The 16,342-nt window shown below is 59.2% G+C and carries 16 protein-coding genes; 2 read left to right on the forward strand and 14 right to left on the reverse strand.

Translation table 11 applies throughout. The features are described from left to right. The first annotated feature begins 13 nt into the window (after positions 1-13). The gene (locus tag H2Z84_RS10675; RefSeq protein WP_181835978.1) at positions 14-451 is read left to right on the forward strand and encodes an LEA/WHy family protein; all 438 of its coding nucleotides are present in this window, start codon (positions 14-16) and stop codon (positions 449-451) included. Between the two features lie 6 nt (positions 452-457). Here H2Z84_RS10675 and H2Z84_RS10680 read toward each other — a convergent pair whose 3' ends face one another. The 14 genes from H2Z84_RS10680 to H2Z84_RS10745 all read right to left on the reverse strand — a co-directional run bounded on the left by H2Z84_RS10680 (position 458) and on the right by H2Z84_RS10745 (position 15,140). After that, positions 458-892: a hypothetical protein gene (locus H2Z84_RS10680; RefSeq protein WP_181835979.1), complete on the reverse strand. Its 435-nt coding sequence runs from the start codon at positions 890-892 to the stop codon at positions 458-460. 155 nt (positions 893-1,047) lie between these two features. Next, entirely contained in the window at positions 1,048-1,932 is an 885-nt protein-coding gene (gene sucD / locus H2Z84_RS10685; protein ID WP_103524282.1) for a succinate--CoA ligase subunit alpha, read from the reverse strand. 27 nt (positions 1,933-1,959) lie between these two features. Beyond that, a complete protein-coding gene (gene sucC / locus H2Z84_RS10690) occupies positions 1,960-3,129 on the reverse strand; it encodes an ADP-forming succinate--CoA ligase subunit beta (protein ID WP_103524281.1) in 1,170 nt (389 codons plus the stop codon). A gap of 167 nt (positions 3,130-3,296) precedes the next feature. Continuing rightward, on the reverse strand, positions 3,297-4,730 hold the full coding sequence (gene lpdA, locus H2Z84_RS10695) for a dihydrolipoyl dehydrogenase (protein WP_181835980.1): 1,434 nt from the start codon (positions 4,728-4,730) through the stop codon (positions 3,297-3,299). A gap of 13 nt (positions 4,731-4,743) precedes the next feature. After that, positions 4,744-4,929 carry a hypothetical protein gene (locus H2Z84_RS10700; protein ID WP_103524279.1) on the reverse strand — a complete coding sequence of 62 codons (186 nt, stop codon included), beginning with the start codon at positions 4,927-4,929 and terminating at the stop codon, positions 4,744-4,746. A gap of 71 nt (positions 4,930-5,000) precedes the next feature. Continuing rightward, positions 5,001-6,251 (reverse strand): 2-oxoglutarate dehydrogenase complex dihydrolipoyllysine-residue succinyltransferase, encoded by a 1,251-nt coding sequence (gene odhB / locus H2Z84_RS10705; protein WP_181835981.1) that lies wholly within the window; start codon positions 6,249-6,251, stop codon positions 5,001-5,003. Between the two features lie 67 nt (positions 6,252-6,318). Next, positions 6,319-9,147 carry a 2-oxoglutarate dehydrogenase E1 component gene (locus tag H2Z84_RS10710; RefSeq protein ID WP_124642929.1) on the reverse strand — a complete coding sequence of 943 codons (2,829 nt, stop codon included), beginning with the start codon at positions 9,145-9,147 and terminating at the stop codon, positions 6,319-6,321. A gap of 227 nt (positions 9,148-9,374) precedes the next feature. Continuing rightward, positions 9,375-10,664 (reverse strand): citrate synthase, encoded by a 1,290-nt coding sequence (gene gltA, locus H2Z84_RS10715; RefSeq protein ID WP_103524276.1) that lies wholly within the window; start codon positions 10,662-10,664, stop codon positions 9,375-9,377. Positions 10,665-10,727: 63 nt separating this feature from the next. Beyond that, positions 10,728-10,976 carry an FAD assembly factor SdhE gene (locus H2Z84_RS10720; RefSeq protein WP_103524275.1) on the reverse strand — a complete coding sequence of 83 codons (249 nt, stop codon included), beginning with the start codon at positions 10,974-10,976 and terminating at the stop codon, positions 10,728-10,730. Continuing rightward, entirely contained in the window at positions 10,973-11,683 is a 711-nt protein-coding gene (locus H2Z84_RS10725) for a succinate dehydrogenase iron-sulfur subunit (RefSeq protein WP_045845610.1), read from the reverse strand. Before H2Z84_RS10725 ends, H2Z84_RS10720 begins: the two co-directional genes overlap by 4 nt. 13 nt (positions 11,684-11,696) lie before the next feature. Beyond that, positions 11,697-13,469, reverse strand: coding sequence for a succinate dehydrogenase flavoprotein subunit (sdhA, locus tag H2Z84_RS10730; protein ID WP_181835982.1), 1,773 nt, complete (start codon positions 13,467-13,469; stop codon positions 11,697-11,699). Beyond that, complete coding sequence (gene sdhD, locus H2Z84_RS10735) at positions 13,469-13,813, reverse strand: succinate dehydrogenase, hydrophobic membrane anchor protein (protein ID WP_181835983.1); 345 nt, start codon at positions 13,811-13,813, stop codon at positions 13,469-13,471. The genes sdhA and sdhD overlap by 1 nt, the downstream gene beginning before the upstream one ends. After that, positions 13,807-14,181: a succinate dehydrogenase, cytochrome b556 subunit gene (gene sdhC, locus H2Z84_RS10740; protein ID WP_045845607.1), complete on the reverse strand. Its 375-nt coding sequence runs from the start codon at positions 14,179-14,181 to the stop codon at positions 13,807-13,809. The genes sdhD and sdhC overlap by 7 nt, the downstream gene beginning before the upstream one ends. 224 nt (positions 14,182-14,405) lie before the next feature. After that, on the reverse strand, positions 14,406-15,140 hold the full coding sequence (locus H2Z84_RS10745) for a GntR family transcriptional regulator (protein ID WP_181835984.1): 735 nt from the start codon (positions 15,138-15,140) through the stop codon (positions 14,406-14,408). Between the two features lie 204 nt (positions 15,141-15,344). Here H2Z84_RS10745 and H2Z84_RS10750 point away from each other — a divergent pair, with 204 nt between their 5' ends. Beyond that, complete coding sequence (locus tag H2Z84_RS10750) at positions 15,345-16,325, forward strand: malate dehydrogenase (protein WP_103524273.1); 981 nt, start codon at positions 15,345-15,347, stop codon at positions 16,323-16,325. Positions 16,326-16,342: the final 17 nt, after the last annotated feature.

Genomic DNA, 16,342 nt, shown 5'->3' on the forward strand with positions numbered 1-16,342 from the left:
TCAAGGACCCCACATGAAACACTGTCTTGCTCTGCTCATTTGCCTGTGGCTGGTCGGCTGCAGCACGCTAGGCCTGCAAAAGCCACAGGTCAGTCTGGTCAACATCCAGCCAGCCGCCTCTACCCTGCTGGAACAGAACTTCGATCTCACCCTGCGGCTGCAGAACCCCAACACAGTGCCACTGAGCGCCAGCGGACTGAGCTTTGATCTGGATGTCGCAGGGAACAGATTGGCCAGCGGCCTCAGCAATCAGGCGATTGCCGTCCCGGCACTAAGCGAAGCCGAGATCACGGTACGGGTACATACGTCGACGCTAAGCTGGCTCAAGCAGCTGGGCAAGGCCGTGAATGGCTCGGGCAAGCTCGACTACCAGTTGCAAGGCCGGCTGGAGGGCTTGCAAGGCGTGGCCAGCCTGCCTTTCAGCAGCAGCGGGGAATGGAAACTGCCGTAAGCAGGCTTACTGGCGAGGCACCGCCACGCAGTCATTACCCTCAAAGCTGACTGACTCCACCAGCTGGGTCTTGCTGTTCACCACAAAATTGGTGGTGCAGCTGTAGTGCTGGATACCGCCCCCGCTGGTGCCGTCATAGACCCAGCGCCCCGGGGTTTCGATCACCCGGCTCTGGCCATTTTCCGTCACGGTAAAGCGGCTGCCCGGCTCGAAGCGACGGTTGTCAAAATACGGTTGCTGCTGGGTATAGGACTTGCTGTAGGTATATAGCGTGTTGCCATTGGGCATGGTCATGCTCTTGCTGGGGGCCCCCCAGACCGCCAGCAATTCATTGGCATCCCGCCCCTGCCAGTAGTAAGTCTTCTGGGCATAGCCTTCCCGGCTGGGGAAAGTGCCACAGGCGCTGGTGAGCAACACCAGCAGACATAGCCATTTGCGCATGACAATCCTTTCTTGTGCATCATGGGGCTGCGCTGATAGACCTGATGCAAGCAGCGCAGTTCAGCCAGTACGGGTACTGGCTGAACTGCATTCTAGCGCAAAAAGAAAACGCCACCCGAGGGTGGCGTTGTGCTTTACGGCTATCCGCTAAGGGATTAGATCATGCCCTTGCTTTTCAGCAGTTCGAACATGGTCTTGCCGATTTCGGCCGGGCTGCGGGTGTAGGCAATGCCTGCACGCTCGAAGGCCTTGAACTTCTCTTCGGCCGTACCCTTGCCGCCAGAGATGATGGCACCAGCGTGGCCCATGCGCTTGCCCTTGGGAGCAGTCACACCGGCGATGTAGCCAACAACCGGCTTGGTCACGTAGGCCTTGGCAAATTCAGCTGCTTCTTCTTCAGCAGTACCACCGATTTCACCGATCATCACGATGGCGTCGGTATCCGGATCGTCCTGGAACAGCTTCAGGGCGTCGATGTGGCTGGTACCCGGGATCGGGTCGCCGCCGATACCGATGCAGGTGGACTGGCCCAGACCCAGCGCGGTGGTTTGTGCCACGGCTTCGTAGGTCAGGGTGCCGGAACGGGACACGATACCGATGCGGCCCGGATTGTGGATGTGCCACGGCATGATGCCGATCTTGCACTCACCCGGGGTAATGATACCCGGGCAGTTCGGGCCGATCAGGCGGATGCCGGCTTCGTCCACAGCCTTTTTCACGTACAGCATGTCCAGGGTGGGCACGCCTTCGGTGATGCAGACAATCAGCTTCACGCCGCTGTCGATGGCTTCCAGGATGGAATCCTTGGCGAAAGCTGCCGGTACGTAGATAACCGAGGCATCAGCCTGGGTTTGACGCACGGCGTCCTTCATGGTGTTGAACACCGGCAGGCCCAGATGCTCGGAACCGCCCTTGCCCGGGGTCACGCCACCCACTACCTTGGTGCCAACCTTCAGTGCCTGTTCGGCGTGGAAGGTACCGTTCTTGCCGGTGAAACCTTGCACCAGCACTTTGGTGTCTTTGTTTACCAATACGCTCATTTTGAAATCCTTATGCGGTGCAGGTGATTAAAGCGCAGCAACGGCAGCAACGATCTTCTCGGCTGCGTCGTTCAGGCCCTGGGCGGAAACCAGCTTCAGGCCGGAGTCATCCAGAATCTTGGCGCCCAATTCGGCGTTGTTGCCTTCCAGGCGCACAACGACCGGCACGGTCACGTTTACTTCCTTCACCGCAGCGATGATGGCTTCGGCAATCATGTCGCAGCGAACGATGCCACCGAAGATGTTGATCAGCACGCCCTTGACCGAATCATCAGCCAGGATCAGCTTGAAGGCTTCGATCACGCGGTCCTTAGTCGCACCACCACCCACGTCCAGGAAGTTGGCCGGCTGGCCACCCTTCAGCTTGATGATGTCCATGGTGGCCATGGCCAGGCCAGCGCCGTTCACCATGCAGCCGATATTGCCTTCCAGGGCTACGTAGTTCAGGTCGAACTCGGAAGCTTTCACTTCGCGTTCGTTTTCCTGCGACTTGTCGCGCTGGGCCAGCAGAGCCGGGTGACGGTACAGGGCGTTGGAGTCCAGGTTGATCTTGCCATCAACGCAGGCCAGTTCGCCGTTTTCACGCAGCGCCAGCGGGTTTACTTCGAACAGGGCGAAATCGTTTTCCACGAAAGCCTGGTAAGCACCCAGCATCAGCTTGCTGAAAGCAGCAATCTGCGAACCGGACAGACCCAGGGCAAAAGCGGCATCACGCGCCTGGAAGGGCTGCATGCCCACCAGCGGGTTGATTTCGATCTTGATGATCTTTTCCGGGGTTTCTTCGGCTACTTTTTCGATTTCCACGCCGCCTTCGGTGGATACCATGAACACAACGCGCTGGCTGCCACGGTCCACTACGGCGCCCAGGTACAGTTCACGCTGTACCGGGTACATGTCTTCGCACACCAACACGCTGTTGACCGGCTGGCCGGCGGCATCGGTCTGGTAGGTCACCAGATTGATACCGATCAGGCTCTTGGCAACTTCAGCGGCTTCTTCGCGGCTCTTTACCACTTTGACACCACCGGCCTTGCCACGGCCACCGGCATGCACCTGGGCCTTGACGACGGCAAACTTGCCGCCCAGTTTGTCATAAGCGGCAGCGGCTTCTTCCGGCGTAGTGGCCAGAATGCCCTGTTGTACCGGCAAGCCGTATTTGGCCAGCAGCTCTTTCGCTTGGTATTCGTGCAGGTTCATCTATGGTTTCCTTTCGGTGGAAATGATGGCGGGGCCCTGTCTGGCCAACGTCTCTATTCCTTGGTCGCTTCCTCAACCCTAATGTATCGGGGCGAACCTGTTCTCTCGGCAGGTCCTGCCCCATACCCTCATTTGGGCCGTGTGAATTGTACACGGCCCCACGGCAATTAGCCGTGCAATGCGCGCTTGTCAGCAGCCAGCGCCGCTTCGTGTACCACTTCCGACAGGCTCGGATGGGCGTGCACGATGCGCGCCAGGTCTTCACTGGCGGCCTTGAATTCCATCGATACCACGCCTTCGGTCACCAGCTCGGACACCATTGGGCCGATCATGTGCAGGCCGAGGATGCGGTCGGTCTTGGCATCAGCCAGGATCTTCACCGTGCCCTGTGCCTGACCCAGGCCCAGCGCGCGACCGTTGGCAGCGAAACCGGAAGTACCCTTCTTGTATTCGATGCCTTCAGCCTTGAGCTGCTCTTCGGTCTTGCCTACCCAGGCAATTTCCGGCGAGGTGTAGATCACCCACGGAATCACGCCGAAATCAACGTGCGGCTTCTGGCCGGCGATACGTTCTGCCACGGCCACGCCTTCTTCGGAAGCCTTGTGCGCCAGCATCGGGCCACGTACCACATCGCCAATCGCCCAGATGCCCGGCAGATTGGTGTGGCAGTGGTCGTCCACGGCAACCAAACCACGCTCGTCCAGCTGCAGGCCAACAGCCTCGGCACCCAGACCGGCAGTGTTCGGCACGCGACCGATGGACACGATCAGCTTGTCAAACTCGGCAGCCACGGCTTCGCCGTTCAGCTCGTAGTGAACGGTAACGTGTTTCTTGGTGGCCTTGATTTCGCCAATCTTCACGCCCAGCTTGATATCCAGACCGGTGTCCTTGGTCAGGGTCTTGAAGGCTTCCTTGGCGATCTGCTGGTCGGCAGCGGCCAGGAAAGTCGGTGCGGCTTCCAGAATGGTCACTTCCGCGCCCAGACGCTTCCACACGCTACCCATTTCCAGGCCGATCACACCGGCACCGATCACGCCCAGACGCTTCGGTACGGCAGTCAGCGCCAGCGCGCCTTCGTTGTCCAGCACCATGTGGTTGTCGGTAGCCAGGCCCGGCAGTTGGCGCGGGCTGGAACCGGTAGCGATGATGACGTTGGTCGCTTCCAGCGTATCCACCACCGCGCCGTTGTCGGTGACTTCAATCAGCCACTTGTCGCCCTGACGGCCCTTAAGGGCGGCCAGACCATGGATATTGGCAACCTTGTTCTTCTTGAACAGGAAGCTGATACCCGCGGCGTTCTTGGTGATGATGCCGGTCTTGCGCTCCAGCATGGCGGCCACGTCCATCTTGGCACCGGACACGGTGATGCCGTGTTTGGCGAAGTCGTGCTGTACCGCGTGGAAGTTTTCCGAGGACTGCAGCAGTGCCTTGGACGGGATGCAACCCACGTTCAGGCAGGTGCCACCCAGCGAAGGCTTGCCTTCCGGGTTCTTGAAGGCATCCACGCAAGCGGTGTTGAAACCCAGCTGGGCTGCGCGAATGGCCGCCACATAACCGCCGGGGCCGCCGCCGATCACCACAACATCAAACTGTTGGCTCATTGATTTTCCTTGATCAGAACTTGCCGACCTTGAACAGCAATATCCCGAAAGCAATCATGAACACGGCAATGATGAGCTTGCCCACCAGGCTGTAGCGGTCTTCGCGAATACCGCGTTGATGCTTCTTCCAGGTCAGTACCGCAATGGCCACACCGGCCAGGATGGAAGCTACCGCATACAGCCAATCAGGCAAAATCATCATTTCTCCGTTCACATTATTCAAAGTGGCCGCAAGCACGCTTGCAGCCAACAGACATTACAGACCCGGTATTACAGGTCCAGGATCAGGCGGGCCGGATCTTCGATGGCGTCCTTGATGGCCACCAGGCTCAGTACCGCTTCGCGACCATCGATGATGCGGTGGTCGTACGACTGTGCAAGGTACATCATCGGGCGCACGACAACTTGACCATTCTCAACCACGGCACGCTCCTTGGTGGCGTGCATGCCCAGAATGGCCGATTGCGGCGGGTTGATGATGGGGGTGGACATCATGGAACCGAAAGTACCGCCATTGGAAATGGTGTAGGTACCGCCAGTCAGCTCTTCCACGGTCAGCTTGCCTTCCTGGGCGCGCTTGCCGAAGTCGGCGATCTGCTTTTCGATCTCGGCCAGGCTCAGCTGGTCGGCATTGCGGATGACCGGCACCACCAGACCACGCGGGCTGCCTACTGCCACGCCGATGTCAAAGTAGCCGTGGTAGATGATGTTGTTGCCATCAACCGAAGCATTGACGATGGGGTATTTCTTCAGAGCGGCAACCACGGCCTTGACGAAGAAGCCCATGAAACCCAGCTTGACGCCGTGTTCCTTCTCGAAGCGGTCCTTGTAGCGCGCACGCAGGTCCATCAACGGCTTCATGTTGATTTCGTTGAAGGTGGTGAGGATGGCATTGGTCTGCTGGCTCATTACCAGACGCTCGGCCACGCGCTGGCGCAGACGGGACATCGGTACGCTCTGTTCCGGACGGTCACCCAGCACGGCAGCCACGTTCACGGCAGCCGGAGTGGCGGCCAGGGCAACACCGGCGTTGCCGGCGTGAGCCAGTACCGGACCGGCTTGCGACGGTGCAGCGGCAGCAGCCTGTACGTCTTCCTTCAGGACACGGCCGTCACGGCCGGTGCCAGCGACATTGGCCAGATTCACGCCGGTTTCGGCGGCCAGCTTGGCAGCGGACGGCATGGCAGCGCCACCCGGTGCAGCGGCCGGAGCAGCCTGAACCGGAGCCGGTGCGGCAGCAGCCGGGGCAGCAGCAACGGCAGCCGGGGCATCGCCAGCCTTGGCGGCGGTGTCGATGCGGGCGATCAGTTGACCGGACACCACGGTGGCGCCGTCCTGCTCAATGATTTCAACAATCACACCAGCCTGCGGTGCCGGCAGTTCCAGCACCACCTTGTCGGTTTCCAGATCGATGACGTTTTCGTCGCGATTGACGAAATCGCCAGCTTTCTTGTGCCAGGTCATCAGCGTGGCTTCGGAAACGGACTCAGGCAGTTGGGGGACTTTGACTTCAATAATCATGTTCTTCTCCAGAGCGGGGCAGCTGCGGTGCTGCCCCCGTCATATCATTCGTTGTGATGGCGTGTACTTACTTGGCAATCGTCATGGCTTCTTCGACGAAGGACTTGAGCTGGGCAACGTGCTTGCTCATATAGCCTACGGCCGGGGAAGCAGAGGACGGACGACCAGCGAACGACAAGAACTGCTTGCCGCTCAGCAGACCTTCCAGGCGATGGCGAATCTGGTACCAGGCACCCTGGTTACGCGGCTCTTCCTGCACCCACATCACTTCCTTGGCTTGCGGGAAGCGTGCCAGTTCGGCGGCTACCTGCTCGGTCGGGAAGGGATACAACTGCTCGATACGCACGATGGCAACCTCGTCTTCCACGCCCTTGTCCTTGCGGCCAGCGGCCAGGTCGTAATACACCTGACCCGCACACAGCACCACGCGCTTCACCTTCTTCGGATCCTGCACCACGGCATCGCCGATCACCGGGCGGAAGCTGCCGTTGGTGAAGGCTTCGATCGGGCTCATGGAGTCCTTGAAGCGCAGCAGACGCTTGGACAGGAAGATCACCAGCGGCTTGCGATACGGACGCAGCACCTGACGGCGCAGCATGTGGAACATCTGGCTGGCTTCGGACGGCATCACGATCTGCATATTGTGCTCGGCGCACAGTTGCAGCCAGCGTTCCAGACGGGCGGAGGAGTGTTCCGGACCCTGGCCATCGTAGCCGTGCGGCAGGATGGTGGTCAGGCCACACAGGCGGCCCCACTTGGTTTCGCCAGAGGAGATAAACTGGTCAATCGCCACCTGGGCACCGTTGGCGAAGTCGCCAAACTGGGCTTCCCAGATTACCAGCTGGTCCGGCGCGGAACAGGCATAGCCATATTCATAGGCCAGCACGGCTTCTTCGTTGAGGATGGAGTCGATCACCAGGAAATCAGCCTGGTTGTCCGACATATTGCGCAGCGGCACGTAGGAACCTTGGTCCCAGCGTTCGCGGTTCTGGTCGTGCAGCACCGCATGGCGATGGGAGAAGGTGCCACGACCGGAGTCTTCACCGGACAGACGTACACCAAAACCATTGGTTACCAGCGAAGCGTAGGCCAGGGTCTCGGCCATGCCCCAGTCGGCATTCTGTTCGCCAGCGGCCATGGCCTTGCGGGCGGCCAGTACCTTCTGCACCGTCGGATGCAGCTTGAAGCCTTCCGGCAGCGTGGTGAACTTTTCGGTCAGACGCTGGATATCGGCACGCGGCAGCGAGGTATCGGTGGGGTGTGCCCAGTGGGTGCCCAGATACTGGCTCCAGTCCAGGGCGTGTTCGCGCTTGTAGTTGGTGAGCGCGGTCTGTTCCACGTGCTCGCCCTTGTCCAGCGCGTCGCGGTAGGCCTGGATCATGCCTTCGGCTTCTTCGGCCTTCAGCACGCCTTCCTGTACCAGACGCTCGGCATACATGGCGCGCACGCCCTGATGCTTGGCAATCTTCTTGTACATCATCGGCTGGGTCAGGAAGGGATCATCACCTTCGTTGTGGCCCAGTTTGCGGTAGCAGACCAGGTCGATGACCACGTCCTTGTTGAACTGCATGCGGTAGTCCAGCGCAGCCTGCATCACGTAGCAGACGGCTTCCGGATCATCACCGTTGACGTGCAGGATGGGCGCTTCGACCATCTTGGCCACATCGGTACAGTACAGGGTGGAACGCATGTCGCGCGTGTCCGAGGTGGTGAAACCCACCTGGTTGTTGATCACGATGTGGATGGTACCGCCGGTACCGTAGCCACGGGTCTGCGACAGGTTGAAAGTACCCTGGTTGACACCCAGGCCGCCAAAGGCGGAGTCACCGTGGATCAGCACCGGCACGGCGCACTTGCGCTCGTTGTCCTTGCGACGATCCTGACGGGCGCGTACCGAACCTTCCACCACCGGGTTGACGATTTCCAGGTGGGACGGGTTGAACGCCAGCGACACGTGCATCGGGCCATTGGCCGTGGGGATGTCGGAGGAGAAGCCCATGTGGTACTTCACGTCGCCAGAGGCCATTTGCTGGGCGGCCTTGCCTTCGAACTCAGCGAACAGGTCGCGCGGCTGCTTGCCCAGGGTGTTGACCAGCACGTTCAGACGGCCACGGTGGGCCATACCGATGATCAGTTCCTGCACGCCGACCGAGGTGGCGTTGTGGATCAGATGATCCAGCGCAGCGATGGTGGATTCGCCACCTTCCAGCGAGAAGCGTTTCTGGCCAACGTATTTGGTATGCAGATAGCGTTCCAGGGTCTCGGCCGCCGTGATCTGCTTGAGAATGCGCAGTTTTTTGCCAGCGTCGTAGCGCGGGGTGGACAGATCGCCTTCAAAGCGCTTCTGTACCCAGTGCTTCTCGTCCGACTTGGTGATGTGCATGAACTCCAGGCCGATATTGCCGCAGTAGGTCTGCTTCAGGCGCGACAGGATGTCGGACAGCGGCAGCTTCTGCGGAGCCACCAGCGAGCCCACATTGAACTGCACCGCCATGTCGGCATCGGTCAGGCCATGCTTGACCGGATCCAGCTCGCGCAGGGTTTCCTGATCCATGCGCTTGAGCGGGTCGAGGTTGGCCTGACGGGAACCCAGTACGCGGTAGGCCGAAATCAGCTTCAGCACACCCACCTGCTTTTGCATGGTTTCCCATTCGCCGCCGCTGCTGTTGCGCGGGCCGCTGGCCGGTTTCTTGGCCAGTTGAATGAAGGATTCCTGGATGGGCATGTGTGGTACATCGCGCTCGGCTGCGCCCGGAGCCTGGGCCAGCTTGTCGAAGTATTCACGCCATTCGGCTGGAACCGAATTCGCATCAGCGAGGTACTGTTCGTACAGTTCCTCGATGAACGGTGCATTCCCACCGAACAGGTAGGAATGACTGTACATGGATTGCATCATTATTCGACCCTTTGTTATCTACGTACGTATCTACGTTTGGCTACATTGCTGCGTGGAGAAAGCGTTGTGGAAAAGACGCAAGAAGGGCCTTCGCAAGGAAGGGCAAATCCGTCTCCATTCTTTTCCGCAGCGCTCTGTCGGCGTCTGTCGTGAAACCGGCTACTGTATTCTGTTCAACAGGCTAAAAAGTTGGCCGAAACGTGTCCGGCCAACTTGTCACAGCTTGATCAGCGCTTGTCGATGTCGACAATATCGCGGCGCGGTGCGCCGGTGTACAGCTGACGCGGACGACCGATCTTCATCGCCGGGTCACCGATCATTTCGCTCCAGTGCGCGATCCAGCCCACGGTACGGGCCAGGGCGAAGATCGGAGTGAACATCGATACCGGAATGCCGATGGCGGACAGCACGATACCCGAGTAGAAGTCCACGTTCGGGTACAGCTTGCGCTCGATGAAGTACGGGTCTTCCAGGGCGATCTTTTCCAGCGCCATGGCCAGCTTGAACTTCGGATCGTTGTGCAGACCCAGTTCGTTCAGCACTTCGTCACAAGTGGTCTTCATGATGGCGGCGCGCGGGTCCATGTTCTTGTACACGCGGTGGCCGAAGCCCATCAGTTTGTAACGCTTGTCCTTCACGCCTTGCATGAAGTCGGCCACGTTGTCCACGCTGCCGATTTCATCCAGCATCTTCAGCACGGCTTCGTTGGCACCACCGTGGGACGGGCCCCACAGGCAGGCGATACCAGCTGCGATACATGCGAACGGGTTGGCACCGGAGGAGCCGGCCAGACGCACGGTGGAGGTGGAAGCGTTCTGCTCGTGGTCGGCGTGCAGGGTGAAAATGCGGTCCAGCGCGCGCGCCAGAACCGGGTTCACCTTGTACTCTTCACACGGGGTGGAGAACATCATGTGCAGGAAGTTTTCCGCATAGGTCAGGCCATTCTTCGGGTAGGAGAACGGCAGGCCCTTGTTGTAGCGGTAGGCTTGTGCGGCGATGGTCGGCAGCTTGGCCACCAGACGGTGGGCCGAAATGCGACGGTGTTCCGGATTGGTGATGTCCAGCGAGTCGTGGTAGAAGGCGGACAGCGCGCCAACCACACCCACCATGACGGCCATCGGGTGTGCGTCACGACGGAAGCCCTTGAACAGGCTCATCAGCTGGTCGTGCAGCATGTTGTGGCGCATCACGCCACGTTCGAATTCCTTGCGCTGTGCTGCAGTCGGCATTTCGCCGTTCAGCAACAGGTAGCACACTTCCAGGTAATCGCTCTTTTCAGCCAGCTGCTCGATCGGATAGCCGCGGTAGTAGAGCTGACCCAGATCACCGTCGATGAAGGTGATGGCAGACTCGCAGCTGGCGGTAGCCAGGAAGCCCGGGTCAAAGGTAAACATGCCGGTTTTGGAGAAGGCACGGATATCGACGACATCCGGACCCAGAGTGCCGGACAGAACCGGCATTTCCAGGTTGTCCTTGCCCTCGTTGTAAGTGAGCGTCACTTTGCGGTTGGTTTCCACAGCAATACTCCCAGTCAGTTTTGTGGTGTTGTAATAATCGTTTTGGGCCCTGCATCCTGCGGCTCAAACAGCCCGCAGGATCTCGATGATGGCGGCCTCTTCCGGATCGTCCAGGTCAGCCTTGCCGTTCACCACATCCAGAAAATCGGTGTCGGGCAAATCGAGAATACGCTTGTAGGCGTCGATCTCCGCCGGGGAGAGCGCATCGAAGCGCTGGGCAAAAAACCGCTCCAGCACCAGATCCAGCTCCAGCAAGCCCCGGCGGGACCGCCAACGGATCCGTTTGAGTTCAATCGGATCGTAGGCGGTCATACTGCACGCTTGACCATCAGGTCCTTGATCTTGCCGATGGCCTTGGTCGGGTTCAGACCCTTGGGGCAGACATCAACACAATTCATGATGGTGTGACAACGGAACAGGCGGTACGGATCTTCCAGGTTGTCCAGACGCTCGTTGATGGCGGTGTCGCGGGTATCGGCAATGAAGCGATACGCTGCAAGCAGGCCGGCCGGGCCAACGAATTTGTCCGGATTCCACCAGAACGACGGGCAGGACGTGGAGCAGCAGGCGCACAGAATGCACTCGTACAGACCGTTCAGCTCTTCGCGGTCTTCCGGGCTTTGCAGGCGCTCGCGTTCCGGCGGCGGCGTGTCGTTGATCACATACGGCTTGATCGAGTGGTATTGCTTGAAAAACTGGGTCATGTCCACGATCAGGTCGCGCACCACCGGCAGGCCCGGCAGCGGGCGCAGTTCGATGGGTTGCTTCAGGTCGCGGAAATCGGTCAGACAGGCCAGGCCGTTCTTGCCATTGATGTTCATGGCATCCGAGCCACACACGCCTTCGCGGCAAGAGCGGCGGAAGGTGATGGTGTCATCCTTCACCTTGAGCTTGGTCAGTGCATCCAGCAGTTTGCGGTCGGTGGAATCCAGCTCGACGCTGATGTCCTGCATGTAGGGCTTGGCATCCTTGTCCGGATCGTAACGGTAGATGCGGAATTTGACGGTTTCAGTAGTCATCTTGTTCAAGCCCTTAGTAGGAACGGGTCTTCAGAGCAATGGTGTCGACAGTCAGCGGCTGCATGTTCACCGGCTTGTATTCCAGACGGTTGCCGTCGCGCGACCACAGGGTGTGCTTCAGCCAGTTGGCATCGTCACGACCGTTCGGCGTTTCGGCAGTATCCGGCGCATCGTCACGCACGTGGGCACCACGGGATTCGGTACGGGCATTGGCCGAGATCATGGTGGCCTTGGCCACTTCGATCAGGTTTTCCAGCTCCAGCGCCTCGATACGAGCCATGTTGAATACGCTGGACTTGTCGGAAATTTCGGTCTGTTGAACCATCTTTTCCACTTCCAGAATCTTCTCAACGCCTTGCGCCAGCATGTCCTTGAAGCGGAACACACCGCAGTGCGCCTGCATGGTGCGCTGCATGGCCGAGCGGGCATCGTTCACGGCAACGCCATTGGTCTGCTTGTTCAGACGCTCAACGCGAGCGACGGAACGCTCAACATCGGACGTAGCCAGTTCCGGCAGCTCCAGCGGCTGTTGCTTGATGAAGTCGATCATCGAGTTGGCCGAGCTCTTGCCGAACACCAGCAGGTCGAGCAGGGAGTTGGTGCCGAGACGGTTGGCACCATGTACCGACGCGCAAGCGCATTCGCCAGCAGCGTAGAAACCGGTAACCGGCTTGCCACCCACCACCACTTCACCGTGGTAGTTGGTAGGAATGCCGCCCATCTGGTAGTGGCAGGTCGGCACCACCGGGATCGGTGCCTTGATCGGGTCTACGCCAGCAAACTTGATGGAGATTTCACGGATGCCCGGCAGCTTGGACATGATCACTTCGGGGTCGAGGTGAGTGATGTCCAGCAGCACGTGATCCTTGTTCGGGCCGCAACCGCGACCTTCGTTGATCTCGGTCACCATGGCTCGGGAAACCACGTCACGCGAAGCCAGATCCTTGGCATTCGGTGCATAGCGTTCCATGAAGCGTTCACCTGCGCTGTTGCGCAGAATGCCGCCTTCACCGCGTACGCCTTCGGTAATCAGCACACCGGCACCGGCCACGCCGGTGGGGTGGAACTGCCAGAATTCCATGTCTTCCAGCGGGATGCCGGCACGTGCGGCCATACCCAGGCCGTCACCAGTATTGATGAAGGCATTGGTGGAAGAAGCGTAGATACGACCAGCACCGCCGGTAGCAAACAGGGTGGCCTTGGCCTGGAACACCACGATTTCCGAGGTTTCCATTTCCATGGCGATCACGCCCTGCACATTGCCGTCGGCGTCGCGAATCAGGTCCAGCGCCATCCATTCCACAAAGAAATGGGTGTTGGCGCGCACATTGCGCTGATACAGCGCGTGCAGCATGGCATGACCGGTACGGTCGGCTGCGGCACAGGCGCGACGCACCGGCTTTTCACCGAAGTTAGACATGTGGCCGCCAAACGGACGCTGGTAGATGGTGCCATCAGCGTTACGGTCGAACGGCATGCCGAAGTGTTCCAGCTCGGTCACCACCTTCGGTGCCTCGCGGCACATGAATTCGATGGCATCCTGGTCGCCCAGCCAGTCCGACCCCTTGACGGTGTCGTACATATGCCAGTGCCAGTGATCTTCCTCGGAATTACCCAGCGAGGCGGATACACCGCCCTGTGCTGCCACGGTGTGGGAGCGGGTGGGGAATACCTTGGACAGTACGGCAGTCTTCAGGCCAGCTTCGGACAGCTGCAGGGCGGCACGCATGCCGGCACCACCTGCGCCAACGATTACTGCATCAAAATGACGAACAGGTACGCCCATTACAGCCCCCAGACAACTTTAACGGAATAGATGAAACAGGACACAAGCCACACGATGGTGAAGGCATGCAGCGCCAGGCGCAGGCCGGTGGGCTTGACGTAGTCCATCCACACATCGCGAATACCTACCCATACGTGCAGGAACACTGCCAGCAGGGTGGTCTGGGTCAGCACTTGCACCCAGGTTTGCGCGAAGAAGTCTTTCCAGCCTGCATAGCTGGACGGCATGGTCAGCAGGAACAGCGCCAGAGCTACGGTATAGATCACCATGATGGTGGCCGTCACGCGCTGCATGACCCAGTCGCGCAAACCGTAGTGAGCGCCGATGACAGAGCGGTTTACCATAGAGCTACTCCCAGAATCAGAGTCAGGGCCAGGCTAACCACCACCACAGTCTTGGCGGTAGCACGGGCAGTTTGCAGTTCCAGACCCTTATGGATATCCAGGAACAGGAAACGAATACCGGCACAGAAGTGATGCATGTAGGCCCACAACAAGCCGATGAGGATGATCTTCATCAGCGGATGCGCGACTACGGCACGGTAGGTTTCAAAAGACTCTGCTGAACTGAGCGAACCATGAAGGAGGTAGATCAACAGCGGGAGGGAAAAGAAGAGCGCCACACCACTGACCCGGTGCAGGATCGAGACAATACCCGGAATGGGCAGTCTGATCGTGGCCAGATCCAGGTGCTTCGGTCGTTGCTTCTGCATATGGCTTCCTTGGATGTATTTGAACCAAGTGGTTATCTCCGGGCCCCTGTCTGGAAGCCCGCCTGAAAGGTCCGCCCTTGTAAAAACCGGGTGGTCCCTCTCAATACTGAACATCATGCTGCCCGATGCTGCAGGGCAATATGATCTGGAAATTCTAGCAAAAATCACCCGCCTGCTGCCCGTTTTTTGCCGGACAAGCGACATTTCCATGCTAGCAGGCGACATCAACAGCCCTTTTGCAGCAGCGCCAGATCACGACTCAGGCAATAGCGCTGCCGCCATTCCACTCTCTCTCCAACTGACGAAAAGGTCAGTCTGAGCACACTCAATACCGGCTCTTCCAGTGCTGCGCCGGACAAACCCAGCAAACTCGCATCTTCGCGTGGCAACATGACGGCACGGTACTGCTCACGACTTTCTACGACTCTTACACCAAAGCGCTGTTGCAAGGTGGCATACACCCCGGTTGCGGAACGAAACCAGCGCGCTTCCATGCCATCAAAGCGCTCTGCCGGCAGATAGGCCTCATCCAACGCCACCGGCCTGCCCTGCCCGCGCCACAACTGGCGCACCCGAAACATCGGCGCATGCCGCCGCAACTGCAGCGCCACCGCCATGTCATCGCTGGCATTAACCCGCGAGATGGCCAGAAACTCACAACTCAGGCGATCCGGCATTTCGTCAAACACGCCGGGCGACTGCAGCAAGGATGTGCCCCAGTCGCTGAGCACGGCAGCGACAAAAGTACCCTTGCCCTGCTGACGGTATAGCAGGCCATCCGTCACCAACTCACTCAGCGCCTTGCGCACCGTTCCCTGACTCACCGACATCTCTGCCGCCAGGTCCCATTCGCTAGGCAGCGCATCATGCTCCAGCCACTCACCCTCGGCGATACGGCGCAGCAGAAACTGCTTGATTTGCACATAAAGCGGCTGGCGGCGCGGAGCATTAGCAATCATGTAGTGGCTTTGTATCATCAAATAAATCAAGCGTAAAGGGATGTCTTATATAAGACACAAGACAACAAGCAGCTTATCAGAATTTCTGATGGGGAATCCAGTGCCACATGGTCTACACTCCGTGATACACTCGCTTCACACTTATAGTGCAGAGCAACATCTGCAATTTGAGACAGTCTCGGATATCTAAAGGAGAGTCCACCGATGAAAGCTCCCGTTCGCGTTGCCGTTACCGGCGCTGCTGGTCAGATTGGCTACAGCCTGCTGTTCCGTATCGCCAGTGGTGAAATGCTGGGCAAAGACCAGCCGGTCATCCTGCAACTGCTCGACCTGCCGCAAGCCCAGACCGCCGTTAAGGGCGTGATGATGGAACTGGAAGACTGTGCCTTCCCGCTCTTGGCCGGCATGGTTGCCACCGACGACCCGAACGTCGCTTTCAAGGACGCTCAAGTTGCCCTGCTGGTGGGTGCACGCCCGCGTAGCAAAGGTATGGAACGCAAGGACCTGCTGGAAGCCAACGGTGCCATCTTCACCGTTCAGGGCAAGGCACTAAACGACCACGCCGATCGCAATGTCCGTGTTCTGGTAGTTGGCAACCCGGCCAACACCAACGCCTGGATCGCCATGAAGAGCGCTCCGGACCTGAACCCGAAAAACTTCACCGCCATGTTGCGTCTGGACCACAACCGCGCCCTGTCGCAGATCGCCGCCAAGACTGGCAAGCCGGTCGCTTCGATCAAGGACCTGGCTGTTTGGGGCAACCACTCGCCGACCATGTACGCCGACTACCGCTTCGCCAGCATCGATGGCCAATCGGTAAAAGCCATGATCAACGACGAAGCCTGGAACCGTGATGTATTCCTGCCGACCGTTGGCAAGCGTGGTGCCGCCATCATCGAAGCACGTGGCCTGTCCTCTGCTGCTTCCGCCGCCAATGCCGCCATCGACCACATCCACGACTGGGTGCTGGGCAGCAATGGCAAGTGGGTGACCATGGGCATTCCATCCGACGGTTCCTACGGCATCCCGGAAGGCGTGATGTACGGCTTCCCGGTTGTATGCGAAAATGGCGAATACAAGATCGTCGAAGGTCTGGAAGTGGATGAGTTCAGCCGCGAACGCATGAACTTCACCCTGGCCGAGCTGGAAGAAGAGCGCGCAGCTGTCGCTCACCTGTTTGGCTAAGCATTAGCCAGATCAGC

It is taken from the genome of Aquitalea aquatica (assembly GCF_013911085.1).
Taxonomy (GTDB): domain Bacteria; phylum Pseudomonadota; class Gammaproteobacteria; order Burkholderiales; family Chromobacteriaceae; genus Aquitalea; species Aquitalea aquatica.

Excerpts from the sequence above, each read along its gene's own strand:
- sdhD (WP_181835983.1), bottom strand. The coding sequence starts at position 13,813 with ATGGTAAACCGCTCTGTCATCGGCGCTCACTACGGTTTGCGCGACTGG.
- sucD (WP_103524282.1), bottom strand. The coding sequence starts at position 1,932 with ATGAGCGTATTGGTAAACAAAGACACCAAAGTGCTGGTGCAAGGTTTC.
- H2Z84_RS10700 (WP_103524279.1), bottom strand. The coding sequence starts at position 4,929 with ATGATTTTGCCTGATTGGCTGTATGCGGTAGCTTCCATCCTGGCCGGT.
- odhB (WP_181835981.1), bottom strand. The coding sequence starts at position 6,251 with ATGATTATTGAAGTCAAAGTCCCCCAACTGCCTGAGTCCGTTTCCGAA.
- H2Z84_RS10725 (WP_045845610.1), bottom strand. The coding sequence starts at position 11,683 with ATGACTACTGAAACCGTCAAATTCCGCATCTACCGTTACGATCCGGAC.
- H2Z84_RS10750 (WP_103524273.1), top strand. The coding sequence starts at position 15,345 with ATGAAAGCTCCCGTTCGCGTTGCCGTTACCGGCGCTGCTGGTCAGATT.
- H2Z84_RS10745 (WP_181835984.1), bottom strand. The coding sequence starts at position 15,140 with ATGATTGCTAATGCTCCGCGCCGCCAGCCGCTTTATGTGCAAATCAAG.
- H2Z84_RS10720 (WP_103524275.1), bottom strand. The coding sequence starts at position 10,976 with ATGACCGCCTACGATCCGATTGAACTCAAACGGATCCGTTGGCGGTCC.
- sdhC (WP_045845607.1), bottom strand. The coding sequence starts at position 14,181 with ATGCAGAAGCAACGACCGAAGCACCTGGATCTGGCCACGATCAGACTG.
- H2Z84_RS10675 (WP_181835978.1), top strand. The coding sequence starts at position 14 with ATGAAACACTGTCTTGCTCTGCTCATTTGCCTGTGGCTGGTCGGCTGC.
- sucC (WP_103524281.1), bottom strand. The coding sequence starts at position 3,129 with ATGAACCTGCACGAATACCAAGCGAAAGAGCTGCTGGCCAAATACGGC.
- sdhA (WP_181835982.1), bottom strand. The coding sequence starts at position 13,469 with ATGGGCGTACCTGTTCGTCATTTTGATGCAGTAATCGTTGGCGCAGGT.
- H2Z84_RS10680 (WP_181835979.1), bottom strand. The coding sequence starts at position 892 with ATGCGCAAATGGCTATGTCTGCTGGTGTTGCTCACCAGCGCCTGTGGC.
- lpdA (WP_181835980.1), bottom strand. The coding sequence starts at position 4,730 with ATGAGCCAACAGTTTGATGTTGTGGTGATCGGCGGCGGCCCCGGCGGT.
- H2Z84_RS10710 (WP_124642929.1), bottom strand. The coding sequence starts at position 9,147 with ATGATGCAATCCATGTACAGTCATTCCTACCTGTTCGGTGGGAATGCA.